The following is a 14935-nucleotide window of genomic DNA, read 5'->3' as shown; positions in this document are numbered from 1 at the left end:
GGAAAAACATAAGAAAGAATATGGTGGAGGGGGACGGATTCGAACCATCGAAGGCAGTGCCGGCAGATTTACAGTCTGCTCCCTTTGGCCACTCGGGAACCCCTCCAGGGTATTTTTATACTTAAGATTGTTTTCCCAACACATCTCTCAAGTGCGGAGCGCATCATAGCAAACTCGCTCAGGCTGTAAAGCGTTTTTCTTACGTTTTTACGTTGAATGCTGCCTTTTTGGGCAAAGATGGTAGAAAGTCAGCGTTTTGTATGTCGTTTATACAAAAGAGAAACTGACTTTTTACTTGAATTTACACTACTTGACGTTAGGCGTCGTATCAACTGATAAACTGTATTCAGTTTAATGACATAAGTTTATCTGATTAGTAGTCAAAATTATGAGTATGAGAGCCACTTTATCTGTTTTAACGCTTTCTATTTTAATGGCATCACCAGCCGCTTTTGCAGCCAAACGTGGTCCATCAACAGTTACGGTGGTAACTGAGCAAGTAGAGACGCATCAAATCAACCAGTCTTTGTCACTGATCGGCAAGCTTGAAGCTGCCCAATCGGTTGTTGTTGCTTCTGAGGTTGCAGGCAAGGTGAAAGAGATCGCCGTAAAAGCCAACCAAAACGTTCAACAAGACCAACTTCTTATTCTATTAAATGACGATAAAGCGCAAGCGGCATTAGTAGAAGCAAGAGCTTACCTAAAAGATGAGCAACGTAAGTTAAAAGAGTTTCAGCGTTTGGTTAAACGAAACGCCATCACTCAAACAGAAATCGATGCACAAAAAGCGAGCGTAGAGATTGCCGAAGCACGTCTTGATGCATCAAAAGCCAACTTAGCGGACCTAAATATCAGTGCACCTTTTGCCGGCACCGTTGGTTTCATCGATTTCAGCCGAGGAAAAATGGTGAGTGCAGGTTCTGAGCTACTGACTCTGGATGACCTTTCTGTCATGGAGTTGGATCTGCAAGTACCAGAGCGTTATCTGTCGATGCTGTCTGTCGGTATGGAAGTTCACGCCACGACCAGCGCTTGGAACGGTGTTGATTTCGTCGGAAAAGTAACCGGTATCGATACTCGCATCAGTGCAGAGACTTTGAACCTACGTATTCGTATTGAATTCGACAATCCAGAAAACCATCTCAAGCCGGGCATGCTGATGAATGCTTCTCTGGCGTTCCCTGCAATTGAAGCGCCTATTATCCCAGTTCAAGCGCTGGAATACTCAGGTACTAAGCGTTTCGTGTATGTTATTGATGAAGACAACAAAGCGAAGCGTCAAGAAGTGTTCTTGGGTGCTCGTGTTGATAATGAAGTAGTGATTGAATCTGGCGTAGAGATCGGAGACAAGATCGTCGTGCAAGGCATTGTGAACATGCGCGATGGCGTTGAAGTTAAAGAGATCGTCGCACCAGGAAAAGCGAAAACTGCTAAGGCAAGTGGTGAGCAGGGCACGCAAGACGAAGCGGCTAAGGAAGCGAACTAATGTTACTTTCTGACGTTTCCGTAAAGCGCCCCGTTGCGGCGTTGGTATTAAGCATGCTGCTGTGTGTATTCGGCTTTGTGTCGTTTACAAAACTAGCAGTGCGCGAAATGCCAGACATCGAAAGCCCAGTTGTATCGATCAGCACTCGTTACGAAGGCGCTTCTGCAACCATCATTGAAAGCCAAATAACTTCAGTATTGGAAGACCAACTTTCGGGTATCAGTGGTATTGATGAGATCAGTTCCACCACTCGAAACAGCATGTCGCGTATCACCATCACCTTTGAATTGGGTTATGACCTTAATACGGGTGTAAGTGATGTTCGTGATGCAGTAGCTCGTGCTCAGCGTTCATTACCGGACGAAGCTGACGACCCTGTGGTCTTTAAGAACAACGGTTCGGGTGAAGCTTCCCTCTATATTAACCTTAGCTCGTCTGAGATGGACCGAACCCAGCTAACAGACTACGCAGAACGTGTTCTGATGGACCGTTTCAGTCTGATCTCTGGTGTAAGTTCTATCGATCTGTCTGGTGGCCTTTACAAAGTAATGTATGTGAAGCTTAAACCAGACCTGATGGCGGGTCGCTCGGTTACAGCATCTGACATTACAGCCGCTCTGCGAAGTGAAAACTTAGAAAGCCCGGGTGGTGAAGTACGTAACGACTCAACCGTGATGTCGGTGAGAACCGCGCGTACTTACAACACGCCAGAAGACTTCCAATACCTTGTCGTGAAACGCGCAAGTGATAACACGCCTATCTACCTAAAAGATGTGGCGGATGTGTTCATTGGCGCAGAAAACGAAAACTCGACCTTTAAGAGTGATGGTGTGGTTAACATCAGCTTAGGTGTGGTGCCTCAGTCTGATGCAAACCCGTTAGAAGTGGCACAAGCTGTTCGCTCCGAAGTCGATAAGATTCAGAAGTTCCTGCCTGACGGGACTCGTCTAGCGATTGATTATGACGCTACCGTTTTTATCGAACGTTCGATTGACGAGGTTTACAGTACCCTCTTTATTACGGGTGGTTTGGTAATTCTGGTTCTGTACATCTTTATCGGTCAGGCGCGTGCGACCCTGATTCCGGCGGTGACTGTACCCGTTTCACTGATTTCCTCGTTCATTGCGGCTTACTACTTTGGTTTCTCTATCAACCTGATTACTTTGATGGCGCTGATCTTGTCTATCGGTCTGGTTGTGGACGATGCCATCGTAGTAGTAGAGAACATCTTCCACCATATTGAGCGTGGTGAATCACCATTACTGGCGGCCTACAAAGGTACGCGAGAAGTAGGCTTTGCGGTTATTGCAACAACGCTTGTTCTTGTGATGGTATTCCTACCGATTTCCTTCATGGATGGCATGGTAGGCTTGCTGTTTACCGAGTTCTCCGTATTGCTGGCAATGTCAGTGATCTTCTCCTCACTGATTGCTCTGACACTGACTCCTGTTCTAGGAAGTCAAATCCTAAAAGCGAATGTGAAACCAAACCGATTTAATCAAGCGATTGATAAACTGTTCGCCAAGTTGGAAGCGGGTTACCGCAAAGCGCTGCGCGGCGCGTTGAAAGTTCGCTGGGCGGCACCTTTGGTTATCCTTGCGTGTATGGGCGGCAGCTATGGCTTGATGAATCAAGTACCGGCACAGTTAACTCCGCAAGAAGACCGTGGTGTTATCTTTGCCTTTGTACGTGGTGCAGATGCAACGTCATACAACCGTATGTCGGCAAACATGGACATCGTAGAAGACCGTTTAATGCCATTGTTGGGGCAAGGCTTTTTGAAGTCGTTCAGTATCCAAACCCCAGCTTTCGGTGGCCAAGCGGGCGACCAAACGGGCTTCGTTATCATGATTCTGGATGATTGGAACGAACGTGACGTCACCGCGCAAGAAGCGTTGAATGAAGTGCGTAAGTCACTGGCAGGCATTCCTGACGTTCGTGTCTTCCCATTCATGCCAGGTTTCCGTGGTGGATCGAGTGAGCCAGTTCAGTTCGTGCTTGGCGGGTCGGACTATGATGAGCTTTTGGTCTGGGCAGAAATGCTTAAGAACAAGGCCGAAGAATCACCAATGATGGAAGGCGCGGAGATCGATTACTCCGAGAAAACACCTGAGCTGTTGGTGTCAGTAGACAAGCGCCGTGCAGCTGAGCTTGGTGTGAGTGTACAAGACATCTCTGAAACACTGGAAATCATGCTTGGCGGTAAGAGTGAAACGACTTACATCGACCGTGGTGAAGAATATGATGTTTACCTACGTGGTGACGAAAACAGCTTCAACAACGCGGCAGACCTAAGCCAAATTTACTTGCGAACCACAAGTGGTGAGCTGGTGACCTTGGACACAGTGACCAAGATTGAAGAGGTCGCGGCATCGATTCGTTTGTCTCACTATAACAAGCAAAAGTCGATCACCATTACGGCCAATCTATCTGAAGGTTATACCTTAGGGGATGCACTTGATTTCCTAGATCAAGAAGCGATTGATAGCCTACCGGGTGACATTTCAGTGAGCTACTCTGGTGAGTCAAAAGACTTTAAAGAGAACCAAGCTAGCGTAGCGGTCGTGTTCGCATTGGCTCTGTTGGTGGCCTACTTAGTACTGGCAGCGCAGTTCGAAAGCTTCGTTAACCCGCTAGTGGTGATGTTCACCGTACCGATGGGCGTATTTGGTGGCTTCCTTGGTTTGGTTGTGATGAGCCAAGGGATGAACATCTACAGCCAGATCGGCATGATCATGTTGATCGGTATGGTAACCAAGAATGGTATCTTGATCGTTGAGTTTGCTAACCAGTTACGTGACCGTGGTATCGAGTTTGAAAAAGCGATCACAGATGCGGCAGCACGTCGTCTACGCCCAATCATGATGACGGCATTTACGACGCTGGCTGGTGCGATTCCGCTGATCATGTCGACGGGCGCGGGCTATGAAAGCCGTGTGGCAGTAGGTACGGTCATCTTCTTCGGTATGGGCTTCGCGACGCTAGTCACCTTGTTCGTTATCCCTGCAATGTACCGATTGATTTCTGCGAAGACGCGTTCACCTGGTCATGTTGAAGCTGAGCTGAATAAAGCGCTAAGCCATGACACTAAGGGACGTATCGCGCATCCATAAGTGATCTCTGTAAGATGCTGAAATTAAAAGCCGAGCAACGTTTGCTCGGTTTTTTTGTATTTTTATTCTGACTATTTATAGATCTAATGATAAATATTGGTTATTATTTCGCCACTTCTTCGAGGGGCACAGGACTCGCTCATCGTGTTTGACCGAATGACGGGTCTTGGCAGACAAAGCATCTGAGGATTGATGCTTGTGTCGGCGATGCTATTGAGGTGTTCCCTTGAAAAAATTCCGTGGCAGTTACATGGTTGAGATGGTTTTGGTTGCCGGTGCAATGGCACTGTTAGCAACGACAGCATTACCGAAGTTGACAGGTGCAATTCTGGATCGCCAAGAAAGTGTGCTGACTTCATTGGATGCAGGGCAACAGAGTAGCCATGTAAAGCAAGATACCTCTGGCCAGTTTTCGGAACAATAATTTCTAGCGCCATTGTCTGCGCAACAAACAGATTTAAGAAAGCCGAGGCAGTGACCTCGGCTTTTCTTTGTCTTCAATTCTGGGTTTTAAAACCAGCTTGGAAGCGTTCGATTAGAAGCGTTTACCCAAGCTCACTTGCACGCCTTCGTAACTGTCGTAGAAGTCATCAAAACCCATGTCTGCGACGTTATAAATGTATTCAGCACGTAGCCAGATATCTTTACTCATATCCCAGTGGATACCTGCACCGATGTTGAACAGCGCGCCAGTATCATCTGCTACTTTTTGTTCGTTTGGCACGTACATTTCAGCTTGAGTGCCAAGCGCTGTTACGCGACCAAACAGTGAAAGTGGCGTATCGCCCAAGTTATCACTCGTGACCACAGCGGACATACCAGCTTGGTAGTAGTGAAGGTCTAAGTCGGTTTTTAGAGCATCATTCTTAAGTTCATTTTGTGAATAGCGCAGTACCCCTTCAAATGCGAGGTATTGGTTTACATGATAGCCCCAGCCAACCGTAATGTGAGGTGTTGACCAACCACTGTCGCGATCAGAACCAAAATTCGGCGTATCAAAGCCGACATTACCTGTACCTAGGTATAGGTAGGATTGATGGGTTTGCTCTTGAGCGGCGAAAGTTGGCAGACTCATGGTCAATGCAGATAATAATAGGATGGCGTTTTTCATAACTTGGCGATAACCTTTGTGAAAGACCGTTTTTAGAATTAGTATTAATTTAATCAATAAGATAACTGGCAGTTATCATATCAGTCTTTTGGGTGAGTGCGGGGGCTTTAGAGAAAAATTTGTTGTAATGGCGCAAATTTTAGACCCATCAAACTTACTCACTTCTATGTGATGAACTGCGAGACAAATAAAAGGAAAGTAAAGTGGCTGAATTCAAATACAAAAATCTAACCCAAGAAGAGCAAGACAAACTGGACGCAGCGACATTTCGCCGTCTATTAGCGCATTTGGATGCAAACAAAGACGTGCAAAACATCGACCTTATGATCCTTGCTGGCTTCTGTCGTAACTGTTTCAGTAAATGGTACAAGGCAGAAGCGGAAGACCTTGGCGTGGATATCGACATCGATGACGCTCGTGAACGAGTTTACGGCATGACCTACGATGAGTGGAAACAAAACCACCAACCAAAAGCGACACCAGAACAACTGGCAGCATTTGAAGCACGCCAGAAGAAGTAGCGCTTCTTAGATTAGCTTAAAGATAATAAAAAACAGCCCGCTGAATGAGCGGGCTGTTTTTGTATGTGATGTCTGATTTTATTCAGTGATTGGGCTACAACATGCTGGTTCAACGCAGCCTTTTGCTTGAACGGTTTCAAGCTGTGCTAGGTAAGGTTGAATGTCACCGATGTTTTCTTTTACCCACTCAGTGTTGTAGTAAGTATCGAGGTAACGTTCACCTGAGTCACACAGTAGTGTCACGATAGAACCGGTCTCACCGCGTTGCTTCATTTCACATGCAAGCTGAAGTACGCCGTATAGGTTGGTACCTGTCGATGCGCCAACTTTACGACCAATCAAGCCAGATAACCAATGTGCTGTTGCCACACTTGCCGCGTCAGGGATTTTGCGCATTTCGTCTACAACGCCAGCGATAAAGCTAGGTTCTACACGTGGGCGACCGATACCTTCGATCTTGCTGCCGTTTTCACCCTTGATGTCTGCGTTGCCAGATTGGAAGTAGTCATAGAACACAGAGTTATCAGGATCAACCACACACAGTTTTGTGTCGTATTTTTGGTAACGGATGAAACGGCCAATCGTTGCTGATGTACCACCAGTGCCTGGGCTCATTACAACCCAGCTTGGGATTGGGTGATCTTCTAGCTCCATTTGGCTAAAGATTGAGTTCGCGATGTTGTTGTTACCACGCCAGTCAGTTGCACGCTCAGCGTAAGTAAATTGGTCCATGTAGTGACCGTTTAGCTCTTTCGCCAGGCGACGAGACTCGTCATAAATTTGGTCTGAGCGGTCAACAAGGTGTGCTTTACCGCCGTAGAATTCGATTTGTTCAATTTTCTTACGCGCTGTGGTTTTTGGCATAACCGCGATAAATGGCAAACCAAGTAGGCGCGCGAAGTACGCTTCAGAAACGGCAGTACTGCCTGATGATGCTTCGATCACTGTGGTTTCTGGACCAACCCAACCATTACAAATCGCGTAAAGGAATAGTGAACGCGCCAAACGATGCTTCAAAGAGCCTGTTGGGTGCGTGCTTTCATCTTTTAGATAGATGTCTATGCCTTCCAGAGATGGTAGGTCTAATTTGAATAGGTGAGTATCTGCTGAACGTTGAAAATCTGCTTCGATTTTGCGTACAGCATTGTTGATCCAGTTGTGGTCAGTACACATAACGTGACTCCTCGAAAATTTGTAGGGTAGTTGTTTTTGTCTTTAGGGATAATCTACCTATAACTACAGAGAAAAACTTTGCTATTATTGTTTTGTTATTCACCTTTGGTAGAAAAGTTTTCTCTAAATCAGGAAATGGCTAGGAATGAGCTTAGACAAAATCGACAAACAGTTACTTTCTTTACTCCAAAACGACGGGACCTTGTCATTAAATGACTTGGCCGAGCGAGTCAATCTCACCACCACACCTTGCTGGAAGCGTTTAAAAAAGCTCGAAGATGAAGGCTATATCGAGAAGCGAGTGGCGTTGTTGAGTGCTGAGAAGCTGGATTTATCGTTTATTGCATTTGTGCAGCTCAAAACCAGCGACCACTCAGAAGATTGGTATCACCATTTCGTGACTACGGTCAGTGATTTCCCTGAAGTGATGGAGTTTTATCGCATGGCGGGGGAGTACGACTACATGATGAAGGTTGTGGTAAAAGACATGAAGCGTTTTGATGAGTTCTATAAGCGACTGGTCAACAGCGTAAAAGGCTTATCCAATGTGACTTCTACCTTTGCGATGGAGCCGATCAAATACACCACCGAACTGCCATTGTATGGGGTTTGAGCCAACCCAACAAAAAAGGAGTACGCTGGTACTCCTCTTAAGTTTAATACGATGCGTTATTTGGTAAAGCGCATCACACCTTCCTGAACTGCGGTCGCAACAAGGTGACCTTGCTGGTTGTAGATCTCACCACGAACCAAACCTCGCGTATTGCTCGCTGTCGGGCTTTCAATTGCGTACAGTAACCACTCATCCATCTTAAATGGTCTATGGAACCAGATAGAGTGGTCAATGGTGGCGACTTGGAAGTTTGGCGTCATTAGTGACACTTCGTGTGGATGAAGTGCGGTGGTCAAAAATCCCCAATCGGATGCGTAGGCCAGCAGGTATTGGTGAATCAGTTGGTTCTCTGGCATCTCTCCGTTAGCGCGAATCCAAAGGTATTGCTTTGGTTCGGTTTTCTTTGGATTGAGTGGATTGACGATGTTAACCGGGCGAGTTTCGATCGGCTTTTCGCCACAGAATGTTTTGCGTAGGCGCTCGGGAAGGAACTCGGCAATATGGCTTGCAAGCTCGGTTTCCGAAGGGAAATGCTCTGGCCCAGGAATATCAGGCATGGTGTTTTGGTGATCAAACCCAGGTGCATCACCGTGATAAGACGCCGTTAGGTAGAAAATCGGACGACCATTTTGGATCGCTTTGACTCGACGAGTGCTGAAGCTGCGGCCATCGCGTAGGTTCTCAACGTCATAGATGATTGGTTTCTCTGGATCACCAGGGTACAAAAAATAACTATGGAAAGAGTGTACGGTGCGTGCATCTTCTACGGTGTAACGCGCTGCGGATAGCGCTTGTCCAATAACCTGACCACCATAAACTTGAGGTAAACCTAGGTTCTCGCTTTGTCCGCGGAACAAGCCTTCTTCTAGTTTTTCGAGTTGTAGTAGGCTGAGTAGCTCTCTTAATGGTTTACTCATGATGTGTCCTCACCTTGTTTTTATCGTTGCTTCAATTATGAAACAAAATCAACTGTTTGGTAATTTCTAACTTAGTCAAACTATTGTCAAATACATCGTCGTACAGCAGACAGTTTTATAATCTCCCTCTATAATTAGCGCGAATTGATACACCCGTTGAGGAAACTATGAAAAAAACACTACTACTTGTTACTTCTTTACTATTCGGTGCTGCACTAGTGGGTTGCCAAACTTCTCAAACAACAGAAATGGAATCAGCTGAGGCGTCTATGAAGACTATTACAGGTACAGTGGCTTACCGTGAGCGTATCGCACTGCCTCCACACGCAGTTGTGACCGTCGCGCTAGAAGATGTTTCTTTAGCGGATGCGCCGGCAAAAGTGCTTGCGAAACAAACGTTCGAAACAGAGGGTAAACAAGTACCTCTAGCATTTGAGCTAAGCTACAACAGCAACGATATTCAACCAAATCACCGTTACAGCCTGCGTGCTCGTATCGAAGTGGATGGCAAGCTACGTTTCATTAATGATACAAGCATCCCAGTGATTACGGATGCTGAGCAAACGCATGAAGCAAATATTCGTCTGGTTGGTACACGTTAATAGTTAACTGTTAACCCAATGGATTTGAAAATGGCAGCCTAAGGCTGCCATTTGTATTTTCTGAGCGACACTTTTCCGATTTCAGACACTTCAATGCCTTCCGCTTCAAGCTTTTGCTTTTGTCTTTCAAGGTCTCGGCCTTTTAACGAAATCTTGCCCTGACTGTTGATGACGCGAAACCATGGCAGTTTGCTGCCTTCCGGTAAATTTCCAAGCGCTTTACCGACGTGTCTTGCGTAGCCCGGATAGCCTGCCATTTTTGCGATCTCACCGTAAGTCGAAACTCGCCCGTTAGGAATTTGGTGAATTACAGCAAAGATTTGCATTAAAAATTGGTCCATACTGAAAGTGTCCACTGTTGTTTACCAAGGAATGGTAATACACAAGACTTGTACTTCGCTATCAGTTCTTGCTCCTTAACATCATTTGCTGCTCATCTCTCTCCACCGTTTTTGTTGTTTCTTTTTTTGAGCCGTAATTGATCATTCGAGTAAGTTAGAAAGACAAAAACAAGCTCTCGCTTAGTTTACATATAGACCCGCTCAACGATTTTTAATGCCCAGTTTGACATGCCGTTGAGTTACCAAGTTGGTTGGGGAAGCCAGGAGGCGCTATGATTTTTTCGACACTTCAATTTCTTGTTACGACTCTTCTTGCCGTGGTGTGCGCTCGTGCCATCAGTTTGAGCGAGGGAGAGATTCCCGTTCTTGCCTTAATGATCCCCGCATTGTGGATACTGCCACAAGGTGGCCTTGCAGGTCTGATTCTGCTCGGCGCCATGACTGTTTATGGCGTGACCTTATCAATGCAGCCGATTGCGTTATCGGTGGGCGTCCTGATCCTTTTCCCTTTACTCATGGTGGTTTTCTCTCGCCGCAGTTCGTTGGGTGTTTTACTTACGGCAGGCTTAATAGTGCTGACTTTGCAAGTGGGCATTATGGTTACGCAGCAAGCAGGCAAGTTAGATGGCTCTGCTTGGCTCACGATGGTGCAAACCCTTTCGGTGATCGTCATGTGGTGGGCGGCAAATCATTGGAAACCTTCAGAGAAGCATAGCTGGTGGTCATTACTGTTACTCTTGCCGTTGTGGCTGGCTGATCTGCCTTATGCAGTTCTGGTTGCACTGAGCATCACTGGTATTTTGGCGTCGATGGAAGCGCTGACGAAGATTAAAAATTCAATGCGCTGGGGGAAACTACTTTGTTGGACATTACCGACGGTCGGCTTTGCGGCCTTGGTTGTCAGCCCAAATATTGATGTGCCAAACCCTGTATTTGTGGTTTGGATATGCTTACTTGGTACCGCTTGGATGACGGACTACATCTTACGTAGTAGTGATGAGCAAGCGGAATTATAAAATAGTTGCAGCCGCACTGATTAAATAGTGACCCGTGCGGCAGACTATTGATTTGTTTATGAAATAATAGGCCGGATGTTATATGTTCGGCCTTTCATATTTATTGTGTATTTAATAATAAAAATTCAATCTTAATCCCAAGTATATTGGGTCTTTTAGAAACGTTAGTCATGGTTAAAGTAGTTCAAAGGCTGTTGGTTTTTGCTTGCTTTCTATTGAGCCTGAGTCTCAAAGCAGAACCAGAGCATGTCTCCCATTATAAGGTAGCGACAGAAGCGGATGATGTCGTTACACGTGTCCTGTTTGATGCGGTGGCGGAAAAATTTGATGTCTCAATTGAATATGTTAATTATTCGAGCTTTGATGGGATTTTAGATTCTGTTGCCCGCGGTGATAGTGATTTCGCTGCGAATATTACTTTCACTCAAGAACGCGCTCAGAAGTTCAGTTATTCACGCCCAACCAATATTGAATACACCTATCTTTATGGTTTGAGCGGCATGACGCTGAGTGAAGCGAATGTTGTTGGTGTGCCTAAAGGCACCATCTACGAAGCGCTGATCCAGCAAAACTATCCAGAGTTGCTCCTAGTACCATATCAAGGGCATGAGGAAGCGGTGTCATTGCTTCGCTCTCGTAAGGTTGATGGCGTAGTGGATGCCATCAACCAGCTCAAGCCTATGCTATTAGAAGGGTTTGATGCGACACTGCTGAACGACCATATATCAATCAAACCCGTTTCTATTGTGAGTCAGAAAGGCGCACACCTTGAAGTTCTTGCACAGTTCGCTGACTTTATTCATAGCGAAGACGTTCAGAAATTGCTGCGAGAGAAGGTAGCCTTGTACCAATTCAAACTGAGACAAACCGCGTTACGTGAATCAATTAAGCAGTTGCCTATCGATCTCGAAAAACCGTTTACGATTAAATTTGAATCTATTTTCCCTTATGTGGTTTATCGCTCGGATGGAAGCGTAGAGGGGATGACCGCCGATGTGGTGCTTAAGAGTTGTGAAATCTTGGCTCTGAATTGCGTGGTGATCAGCAAACCAAACGAGAGCTGGGAATCGATGTATAACCAGTTCATTGAAGGGGAGTTCGATATGCTTGCGCCGCTGACCATCAGCCGTGAGCGACGTGCGTTCAGTTACTTCCCTGAGTACCATTATCAACCAACCTCTGTGATGGTAAAACGCCTTGGATACAAGCCAAATGTGTATTCTCATGTGTCTCAATTGATATCAGAGCGCATTGGTGTCGTGAAGGATGATTTCTTTGATCAGATGCTGACGCAAATGTTGCCATTAAAGGAACTCAATCGTTTTGATTCACAGCAGGCGATGTTGGATGCGCTACTTGCCAGAGAGATTGACTACATTGCAATGGACACCGCGATGCTCAATCACTTCCTGCGTCTTAGTGAATTGATTCCTATTGAACAAGATGATGCGATTGGTGAGTTCTACCAGTCTGAATTGTCTGTTGGTTTAACGAATAATGAACGTGGCAAAATTCTCGCTCCGTATTTTAGTCGTGCGATTTCTATGTTGGATCTGGAAAAGATTGTTGCCCAATACGATTTGAGGCCAGACTGGCGCACGGCATTGGAGTACGAAGTTCGCCTAGCAACCCAAACGCAAGCGGTGTTTATTTTTGTGCTGGTGTTCGCTCTGGGTGTCAGTTTGTATTTGTACCGTCAGTCGAACACCGACAATTTAACTGGCTTGAGAAATCGCCGCTCTTTACAGGTGAAATACCGCCAAGGCGTACCGAAAGATCTTGCTATTTTGTACCTTGATATCAATAAATTTAAGCAAATCAATGATACCTACGGACACAGAGCCGGAGATAAGGTACTGCAGTTGCTGTCGCTAAAAATACATCGTGTATGGACGGGCAGGAGCTATCGTATTGGAGGTGACGAGTTTATTTTGCTCGGGTATCCGACGGAGATGCAGCTTGCGAGGGCAATAGAAGAGCTTAACTGCCTAGAGGTAAAAGAGGAGCTATTTGGTGATTTAAGCCAAGTAACGATCTCAGTTGGTGTTTCTGCTAAGCGTGAGCGCAGTGTCAGTCTTGAACAAGCATTGCACCTCGCAGATGAAGATATGTACTCAAGTAAGCAAGCCTCTCGTGATCGCAAGGAATCAACCCCTTGTCTAGTTTGAACCTAATGCGCTGAATTGACCGAGTTTTGTCCAAACGGAAGTGAAAAGGAGAAAATCGTCGCTTTAGCCCTTGCAATCCGACAGGCGATGCTGAATAATCCTCACATCATTTGAGACACGCTCTCAAAACAGAATTATGGGGCCTTGGTCCTCTCGCAACAATAGCTCGTGAACTCGGTCAGGTCCGGAAGGAAGCAGCCGCAGCGTGTGACTTGTGTGCCGGGATGTGGCTGGGGTCCCACCCTTTAAAAGCCTCGCTTATACAGCGAGGCTTTTTCGTTTCCGGCGTCTCTTTTTGTTCATTTCACTTTATTCTATAATCTGGCGCTCTAGTTCATGCCATTTTCACCTGGGATATTTTCATGATTTCAAAAAACCAACTAAAACTGCTTCGTGCTTTGGGTCAAAAGAAGCAGCGTAAAGCGCACGGCTTATTTCTGGTTCAAGGTGAAAAGAACGTACTGGAATTGGCGAACAGCTCGCTCACGGTAAAGCAGATTTTTGCGACGGCCGAGTTTCTGGAAGAGCATCGTCAAGAACTCAACGGTTTCGAATGTATTGAAGCGTCACTAGATGACCTAACTAAAGCAAGTACGTTGGTGAGCAACAATGCAGCTATTGCTGTGGTTGAAATTCCAAACGTAACAGTGCCTCAGGCAAAAGGCTTGATGATCGCATTGGATGGCGTTTCTGATCCGGGCAACCTAGGTACGATCATTCGCGTAGCGGATTGGTACGGTATCAAGCACATCATCGCGAGCACAGATTGTGCCGATCCATACAATCCAAAAACCATCAGTGCAACCATGGGCAGCTTTGGTCGCGTGCAAGTGAGCCTAGTGGATCTACCAAGTTACTTGGAAGATGCAAACTTGCCAGTGTATGGCGCTTTCCTTGAAGGCGAGAGTGTGCACAAGACGGAATTCTCAGCAGAAGGTATTTTGTTGATGGGCAGCGAATCTCATGGTGTGCGTGAAGCAGCATCGAAGTTTGTGACCGACAAGATTACCATTCCAGCGTTTGGCGGTGCTGAGTCTCTAAACGTGGCAATGGCGACAGGTATTATTCTGGACAACATGCGTCGTCAACACAGCTAGAAGAAACATTCGATCAGAGAAACGAGATTCCCGACTGAGCTCCTTCGTCGCTATCGGGAATGACGAGCCTATTTTTAATCGGGGTCAAATGGGAAGCTAGGTGCCGTTGCTAAACGTATCCTAGGTAAATCATCGAAGGATTTTGATGGTGTTTGTGTTTACCCATCGAAAAGATTACCCCGCCTCTGAATGTCATCCTCGAGAGGGAGGGACGACCGAGTCGGGGATCTCTTGCTTGTGGCTTATTTTTCTAGCATGTCCAACTTGTTTGGCACACCATTCCACTTTTCTGCTTCATCCATTGCTGGCTTCACTTCGGTTTGTACTGGCCAGATTTCCGCAAGTTCTGCGTTGAGCTCTTTGTAGATCACTTGATCTTCTGGTAGCTCGTCTTCTTGGAAGATAGCGGCTGCGGCACATTCGTCCACGCACAAGCCACAGTCGATGCATTCAATCGGATTGATTACCATAAAGTTCGGGCCTTCGTGGAAGGCATCTGCAGGGCATACCGCGACACAGTCAGTGTATTTACATTGGATACAGTTATCGGTTACGACAAACGCCATGATAATCAGCTCTTAAGTTAGTCAAAATTGAAGAATGGGGATAATACTCATCCCAAGGCAAAATTCAACATTCGCTACGTTAATTCCGCCGCGCAACTTGGATTTAGTATGACAGACAAATCAATTTCTCGTAAAATGCGCGCCATTGTGAGCTGACCATTTTTTTTCTCCTTAGATATGGAGGGAAATGTGTGGCTTTGGCTAAGACACC

Annotated in this window: 14 protein-coding genes, 1 tRNA gene and 1 other RNA gene; 10 read left to right on the top strand and 6 right to left on the bottom strand. The window is 46.1% G+C overall.

Translation table 11 applies throughout. The features are described 5' to 3' along the window. Positions 1-21 precede the first annotated feature (21 nt). Positions 22-106 (bottom strand) — tRNA-Tyr (locus QTO06_RS04600). Between the two features lie 282 nt (positions 107-388). On the opposite strand from QTO06_RS04600, the gene QTO06_RS04595 reads away from it, so the two are divergent. From QTO06_RS04595 to QTO06_RS04585, 3 genes are all read left to right on the top strand, one after another. Further along, positions 389-1486 carry an efflux RND transporter periplasmic adaptor subunit gene (locus tag QTO06_RS04595; protein ID WP_045479041.1) on the top strand — a complete coding sequence of 366 codons (1098 nt, stop codon included), beginning with the start codon at positions 389-391 and terminating at the stop codon, positions 1484-1486. Beyond that, positions 1486-4599, top strand: coding sequence for a multidrug efflux RND transporter permease subunit VmeF (gene vmeF / locus QTO06_RS04590; RefSeq protein ID WP_331406999.1), 3114 nt, complete (start codon positions 1486-1488; stop codon positions 4597-4599). Before QTO06_RS04595 ends, vmeF begins: the two co-directional genes overlap by 1 nt. A 226-nt stretch (positions 4600-4825) precedes the next feature. Next, the gene (locus QTO06_RS04585; protein WP_331406998.1) at positions 4826-5023 is read left to right on the top strand and encodes a type II secretion system protein; all 198 of its coding nucleotides are present in this window, start codon (positions 4826-4828) and stop codon (positions 5021-5023) included. Positions 5024-5134: 111 nt separating this feature from the next. Here the strand turns inward: QTO06_RS04585 and QTO06_RS04580 are convergent, their stop codons facing one another. Further along, the gene (locus tag QTO06_RS04580; RefSeq protein WP_228904196.1) at positions 5135-5710 is read right to left on the bottom strand and encodes a porin family protein; all 576 of its coding nucleotides are present in this window, start codon (positions 5708-5710) and stop codon (positions 5135-5137) included. Between the two features lie 203 nt (positions 5711-5913). On the opposite strand from QTO06_RS04580, the gene QTO06_RS04575 reads away from it, so the two are divergent. Beyond that, the gene (locus tag QTO06_RS04575) at positions 5914-6231 is read left to right on the top strand and encodes a DUF1244 domain-containing protein (RefSeq protein ID WP_005431642.1); all 318 of its coding nucleotides are present in this window, start codon (positions 5914-5916) and stop codon (positions 6229-6231) included. 78 nt (positions 6232-6309) lie between these two features. Here the strand turns inward: QTO06_RS04575 and QTO06_RS04570 are convergent, their stop codons facing one another. After that, on the bottom strand, positions 6310-7404 hold the full coding sequence (locus tag QTO06_RS04570) for a PLP-dependent cysteine synthase family protein (protein ID WP_005431662.1): 1095 nt from the start codon (positions 7402-7404) through the stop codon (positions 6310-6312). Positions 7405-7549: 145 nt separating this feature from the next. On the opposite strand from QTO06_RS04570, the gene QTO06_RS04565 reads away from it, so the two are divergent. Next, complete coding sequence (locus tag QTO06_RS04565) at positions 7550-8017, top strand: Lrp/AsnC family transcriptional regulator (protein ID WP_005431675.1); 468 nt, start codon at positions 7550-7552, stop codon at positions 8015-8017. Between the two features lie 56 nt (positions 8018-8073). Here the strand turns inward: QTO06_RS04565 and tesB are convergent, their stop codons facing one another. After that, positions 8074-8934: an acyl-CoA thioesterase II gene (gene tesB, locus QTO06_RS04560; RefSeq protein WP_038891543.1), complete on the bottom strand. Its 861-nt coding sequence runs from the start codon at positions 8932-8934 to the stop codon at positions 8074-8076. A 167-nt stretch (positions 8935-9101) separates the two neighbouring features. On the opposite strand from tesB, the gene QTO06_RS04555 reads away from it, so the two are divergent. Continuing rightward, positions 9102-9536 carry a YbaY family lipoprotein gene (locus tag QTO06_RS04555; RefSeq protein WP_005431657.1) on the top strand — a complete coding sequence of 145 codons (435 nt, stop codon included), beginning with the start codon at positions 9102-9104 and terminating at the stop codon, positions 9534-9536. Positions 9537-9574: 38 nt separating this feature from the next. Here QTO06_RS04555 and QTO06_RS04550 read toward each other — a convergent pair whose 3' ends face one another. Further along, positions 9575-9877 carry a DNA base-flipping protein gene (locus QTO06_RS04550; RefSeq protein WP_005529865.1) on the bottom strand — a complete coding sequence of 101 codons (303 nt, stop codon included), beginning with the start codon at positions 9875-9877 and terminating at the stop codon, positions 9575-9577. Between the two features lie 272 nt (positions 9878-10149). Here QTO06_RS04550 and QTO06_RS04545 point away from each other — a divergent pair, with 272 nt between their 5' ends. The 4 genes from QTO06_RS04545 to QTO06_RS04530 all read left to right on the top strand — a co-directional run bounded on the left by QTO06_RS04545 (position 10150) and on the right by QTO06_RS04530 (position 14158). Further along, positions 10150-10893 (top strand): hypothetical protein, encoded by a 744-nt coding sequence (locus QTO06_RS04545; RefSeq protein ID WP_045373240.1) that lies wholly within the window; start codon positions 10150-10152, stop codon positions 10891-10893. Between the two features lie 170 nt (positions 10894-11063). Continuing rightward, the gene (locus QTO06_RS04540; protein WP_331406997.1) at positions 11064-13061 is read left to right on the top strand and encodes a GGDEF domain-containing protein; all 1998 of its coding nucleotides are present in this window, start codon (positions 11064-11066) and stop codon (positions 13059-13061) included. A gap of 142 nt (positions 13062-13203) precedes the next feature. Next, positions 13204-13300, top strand: an RNA gene (gene ffs, locus QTO06_RS04535) — signal recognition particle sRNA small type. A gap of 123 nt (positions 13301-13423) precedes the next feature. Beyond that, entirely contained in the window at positions 13424-14158 is a 735-nt protein-coding gene (locus tag QTO06_RS04530; RefSeq protein ID WP_331406996.1) for an RNA methyltransferase, read from the top strand. 242 nt (positions 14159-14400) lie between these two features. Here QTO06_RS04530 and fdxA read toward each other — a convergent pair whose 3' ends face one another. After that, a complete protein-coding gene (fdxA, locus tag QTO06_RS04525; RefSeq protein ID WP_005431654.1) occupies positions 14401-14724 on the bottom strand; it encodes a ferredoxin FdxA in 324 nt (107 codons plus the stop codon). Positions 14725-14935: the final 211 nt, after the last annotated feature.

This window comes from Vibrio sp. M260121 (assembly GCF_036533715.1).
Taxonomy (GTDB): domain Bacteria; phylum Pseudomonadota; class Gammaproteobacteria; order Enterobacterales; family Vibrionaceae; genus Vibrio.
The sequence above is the reverse complement of the archived record's forward strand: the minus strand, read 5'-3'. Positions and strand labels throughout refer to the sequence as shown.